The organism is Rubidibacter lacunae KORDI 51-2 (genome assembly GCF_000473895.1).
Taxonomy (GTDB): domain Bacteria; phylum Cyanobacteriota; class Cyanobacteriia; order Cyanobacteriales; family Rubidibacteraceae; genus Rubidibacter; species Rubidibacter lacunae.
Map to the genome: position 1 here is coordinate 1 of NZ_ASSJ01000011.1, position 4,627 is coordinate 4,627.

Annotated in this window: 2 protein-coding genes; one reads left to right on the forward strand and one right to left on the reverse strand. The window is 56.0% G+C overall.

The genetic code is table 11. The features are described from left to right. Positions 1-350: 350 nt before the first annotated feature. Complete coding sequence (locus KR51_RS02800; RefSeq protein ID WP_022604638.1) at positions 351-1,337, reverse strand: aldo/keto reductase; 987 nt, start codon at positions 1,335-1,337, stop codon at positions 351-353. 575 nt (positions 1,338-1,912) lie between these two features. Here KR51_RS02800 and mutS point away from each other — a divergent pair. After that, positions 1,913-4,540: a DNA mismatch repair protein MutS gene (gene mutS / locus KR51_RS02805; protein ID WP_051358044.1), complete on the forward strand. Its 2,628-nt coding sequence runs from the start codon at positions 1,913-1,915 to the stop codon at positions 4,538-4,540. Positions 4,541-4,627: the final 87 nt, after the last annotated feature.

Consider the following 4,627-nt stretch of genomic DNA (forward strand, 5'->3'; position numbering starts at 1 on the left):
TACTAGATACCTTCACCGTGCAACCAATCCATTCAGGAGCACCGCCTAGCATGCCTGCAGCGGCTTCGGCAAAGATTGTGGGTGCTGAAAAAATGCCGTGAAGGGCTGGCTGCGATAGAGTCGACAAATCTCGCAGGTCGCGCGGGAGTGGGCGCAATCGATGGTTTAAGTTGCCGCTTTTGCTATTGACCGCCCTATGGATGCGCCCTCGGAACTGCCCCGCACCTCAGCCAGAATGCAACAATTCCTGCAGGATGGCCGTGCTCAGTGAAATGAGGTACGCCAGGAAAGACAGAGGCTTTTATTCCTGTAGCTTGGAGTGTACCTCGACTATTCGAGCCTCACTATATCTAGACTAAGGTTGCGCCAGATGTTGCTCCTGGGGAGGCAATCTCGTTTATCTTATCCAGAATATTTCGATCGAGATGGATATCAATTGCGGCGGCATTTTCCTCCAGGCGTTCCTGTTTTCTCGACCCAGGGATTGGAAAAACATCTTGTCCCTGGTGTAAAAGCCACGCTAGTGCTAATTGTGCGGGACTAATATCAAGCTCGTTTGCAATGTCCATCAACGGAGAGAACCGTTCTTGGTTTGCTTTAAGGTTTTCGCTAGAGTATCGGGGATTGTTGTTTCGAAAGTCTCCCTCATCGAGCGATCGAACTGTACCGGTCAAAAACCCGCCTCCTAGTGGGGACCATCCTACAAGAGAGATGCCCAGCTCGCGAAGCGTTGGCAACAAATCAGTCTCTGCTTCCCTGCGCCACAGCGAATACTCATATTGAACCGCATTGATTGGATGAACTAAATTTGCACGTCTTATCTCTGCTTCTGATACGTTACTGAGACCAAGGTATCTGACCTTTCCGCTCTCAACTGCTCTCGACATTGTTCCGACAGTTTCTTCGACGGGCACTGCAGGATCGAGATAGTGTGCGTACCAAAGATCGATCGTATCTACGCCCAGGCGCTCGAGGCTGGCGTCTAACGCTTTTTCAACATATTCGGGAGTTCCGTTGATTTTCAATGAAAAGCCCCAGCCGGTTGGCAATTCAGTCCCCGATTCATTTTCATCAAAAACAATGCCAAATTTGGTCGCCACAAACGGTTCATTGTTCGCGACCTTGACTGCCCGGGCTATGAGTAATTCGTTATGCCCTGCCCCATATGCATCAGCTGAGTCGATCATCATCCCTCGATCGATAGCTTGCACCAAGGTTCTTACAGCGGACTCATCATCAGAGGCACCATAGTAACCCTCAAGCACCATCGCCCCGTAGCCAATACGGCCGACCAGAGGTCCGTTATTTCCCAGTGGAAGTTGCTCAATTGTTTCCATTTGTCTCAAGGTTAAAAGTACTTAAAATCCATGATGAAACCCACGGTGGAATGAAAGGTCGGGAGAATTAAATGTCGACGTCGGCACCGGCGATCGCTTAGATTGCGATGCGTTCATTTGCTGGAATAGTATTCGAATCTCCACGAACAAGCTCATTCTTGAAACAACTCTTCAACTGATACCAAAATCGAGAAAATGTTATACAAATAGAGAGTGCCAGGTTCGCTAGATGAGTCATCATGCCAGGGGTAGTCCTGAAGTGTGATGCTCGTGATGGGTTGGGAGCATGTCTTCGTAAAGGTTCCGCACCTGCGCCACCCTCACCGTGCAGGACTCCCCTTCACCCTGCAACCAATCTATACAAGAGCAACGCCAGGCGTGTCTGCATCGGCTTCGGTAAAGATTATGGGGCTGAAGAAAATGCCGTGAAGGGCTGGCTGCGATAGAGTCGATAAATCTCGCAGGTCGCGCTGGAATGGGCGCGATCGATGTTTTCTGTTGCCGCTTTTGCTATTGACCGCCCTATGGATGCGTCCTCGGACCTGCCCCGCACCTCTGGTAATGCGCCAGAGTTTATGGCCAACGCCGATCCGGCTAGCCTCGATCGCGCGCAACTCACGCCGATGCTGCAGCATTATCTGCAGGTCAAGGAACAGCATCCAAATGCCCTGCTGCTGTATCGCGTCGGCGACTTTTTCGAGTGCTTCTTTCTGGATGCGGTGACCGTCGCGCGGGAGCTAGAGTTGGTGCTCACCAGCAAGGAGGGCGGGAAGGCAATCGGCCGCGTGCCCATGACCGGCGTGCCCCATCACGCCCTGCAGCGCTACAGCACGCAACTGGTTGAGAAAGGTTACGCGATCGCCGTCTGCGATCAAATTGAAGATGCGGCCAAAGCTGCTGCCGAAAAGCGCATGGTCGAGCGGCAGGTGACGAAGCTGTTGACGCCGGGTACGCTCACCGACGACAGCATGCTCTCAGCCCGGCGCAATAACTTCCTGGCAGCGATCGTCCTGGGAGCTTCTGGACCGGGTTCCGATCGCTCGTCCGACCGTCCCTGGGGGCTGGCTTACGCTGACATCTCCACCGGTGAGTTTTGCACGACCACGGGCAAAGAGCTTGCCGAGCTGACTCTGGAGTTGATGCGATTGCAGCCAGCCGAAACGCTAGTGCCCGCCAGGACCCCAGACGTGGCAGGGTTGCTACTGCGGCCCGGCGAGGCAGCGGGCAAAATCCCGCAGGGGTTGCCCGAGGAGTTGGGCTACACCTTGCGATCGCCGGGACCGTTTGAGTTGGGCGAAGCCAAACAGCGCTTGCTCGAGCAATATCGCATCAAATCCTTGGAAGGTATGGGCTGCGAGCATTTGCCACTGTGCGCGCGGGCGGCCGGCGGCTTGTTGGATTACATCCAAGATACTCAGAAGTCCTTTCAGGTGCCGTTGCAAAACCTGCGAACCTACGCGATCGCCGATTTCTTGATCCTGGATCACCAAACTCGGCGCAACTTGGAGATCGTGCAAACCACGCGTGACGGCACTTATCACGGCTCGCTGCTGTGGGCGCTCGATCGCACCTGTACGGCTATGGGCGGACGCACTTTGCGGCGGTGGTTGCTGCAACCGCTGCTGACCGAGCGCGGGATTGAAGCCCGGCAAACGACCATTCAAGAACTGGTCGAGAACGCCACCTTGCGGCAAGACCTCCGCCAACTGCTGCGCCATATCTACGACATCGAACGCCTGTCCGGTCGGGCGGGGGCGGGTACGGCCGGTGCCCGCGACTTGGTGGCATTGGGCGAATCTCTGGCGCGACTGGATGACCTAGCCGAACTAGCCGCATACGGCTCTTCGCCCTATTTGCAGGCGGTGCAGTCCGTTCCGCCCGAGCTCGATCGCCTCGGTAAGAAGGTGCTGGCGCATTTGGTCGAGTCGCCACCGATTTCTGTCACTGAAGGCGGCTTGATCCGCGAAGGCGTCAACGCCGACCTCGACCAACGCCGACGCGAATTGGAAGCAGACCGCCAGTGGCTGGCTCGCTTGGAGACGACCGAACGCGATCGCACCGGCATTGCCAAACTTAAAGTCGGCTACACCAAAGCCTTTGGCTATTACATCAGCGTCCCGCGCAGCAAGGCCGCCCTCGCCCCAGACGACTACACGCGCAAGCAAACCCTCGCCAACGAAGAGCGCTACATCACTCCAGAACTCAAAGAACGCGAGACCCGCATCCTCACTGCCCGCGACGACCTGAACCAACTGGAATACGAGGTGTTCGCGGCCTTGCGTGCCGAGGTTGGGACCTACGTCACCCTAATTCGCACGAGCGCCCGCGCGGTCTCGGCTCTGGACGCCCTCGCAGGTTTGGCAGACGTGGCAGTGTATCAGGGCTACTGTTGCCCGGAAGTAGTGGCCGGTCGGCACATCGCGATCGCTGAGGGTCGTCATCCGGTGGTCGAGCAAACCCTGCCCTCTGGTTTCTTCGTCCCCAATTCGACCGAGATGGGAGCGGATATTGAAGCAAACGTGCGACCGGATTTGGTCGTGCTGACGGGACCGAATGCCAGCGGCAAAAGCTGCTATTTGCGGCAAGTGGGATTGATCCAGCTCTTGGCCCAGGTAGGCAGCTTCGTACCCGCGCGCTCGGCTGAGTTGGGGATTTGCGATCGCATTTTCACCCGCGTGGGTGCGGTTGACGATCTAGCAACGGGGCAGTCGACGTTCATGGTGGAAATGAACGAGACGGCCAATATTCTCAATCACGCCACCTCGAGATCGCTCGTGTTATTGGATGAAATCGGCCGCGGTACGGCAACGTTTGATGGCTTATCGATCGCCTGGTCGGTTGCTGAATATTTAGCGACCGAAATTCGCGCGCGCACGATTTTCGCCACCCACTATCACGAACTCAACGAACTTGCCTCGATTTTGACGAACGTGTCGAACTTCCAGGTAGTCGTGAAAGAACTGCCCGATCGCATCGTGTTTTTGCACCAAGTCCGTCCGGGCGGTGCCGATCGCTCCTATGGCATCGAAGCGGGACGTCTGGCAGGGTTGCCGCCGTCGGTCATCGCGCGCGCCCGGCAAGTAATGGCACAAATTGAGAAGCACAGCAAAATTGCCTTGGGCTTGCGCAAAGGTATTCAGCCGGTGGCTCCAACGGCAGGCGATCGTGAAACGGCTAGCTCACAGCTAGACATTTTTGAGTAGTCCGATGGGAGCGTGCTACTAACCAACCGCGATAAGGTGCGCGGGCAAAATTGCCTAATATTTAGCTTTTAGACGGGAAGCCCCGCG

Excerpts from the sequence above, each read along its gene's own strand:
- mutS (WP_051358044.1), top strand. The coding sequence starts at position 1,913 with ATGGCCAACGCCGATCCGGCTAGCCTCGATCGCGCGCAACTCACGCCG.
- KR51_RS02800 (WP_022604638.1), bottom strand. The coding sequence starts at position 1,337 with ATGGAAACAATTGAGCAACTTCCACTGGGAAATAACGGACCTCTGGTC.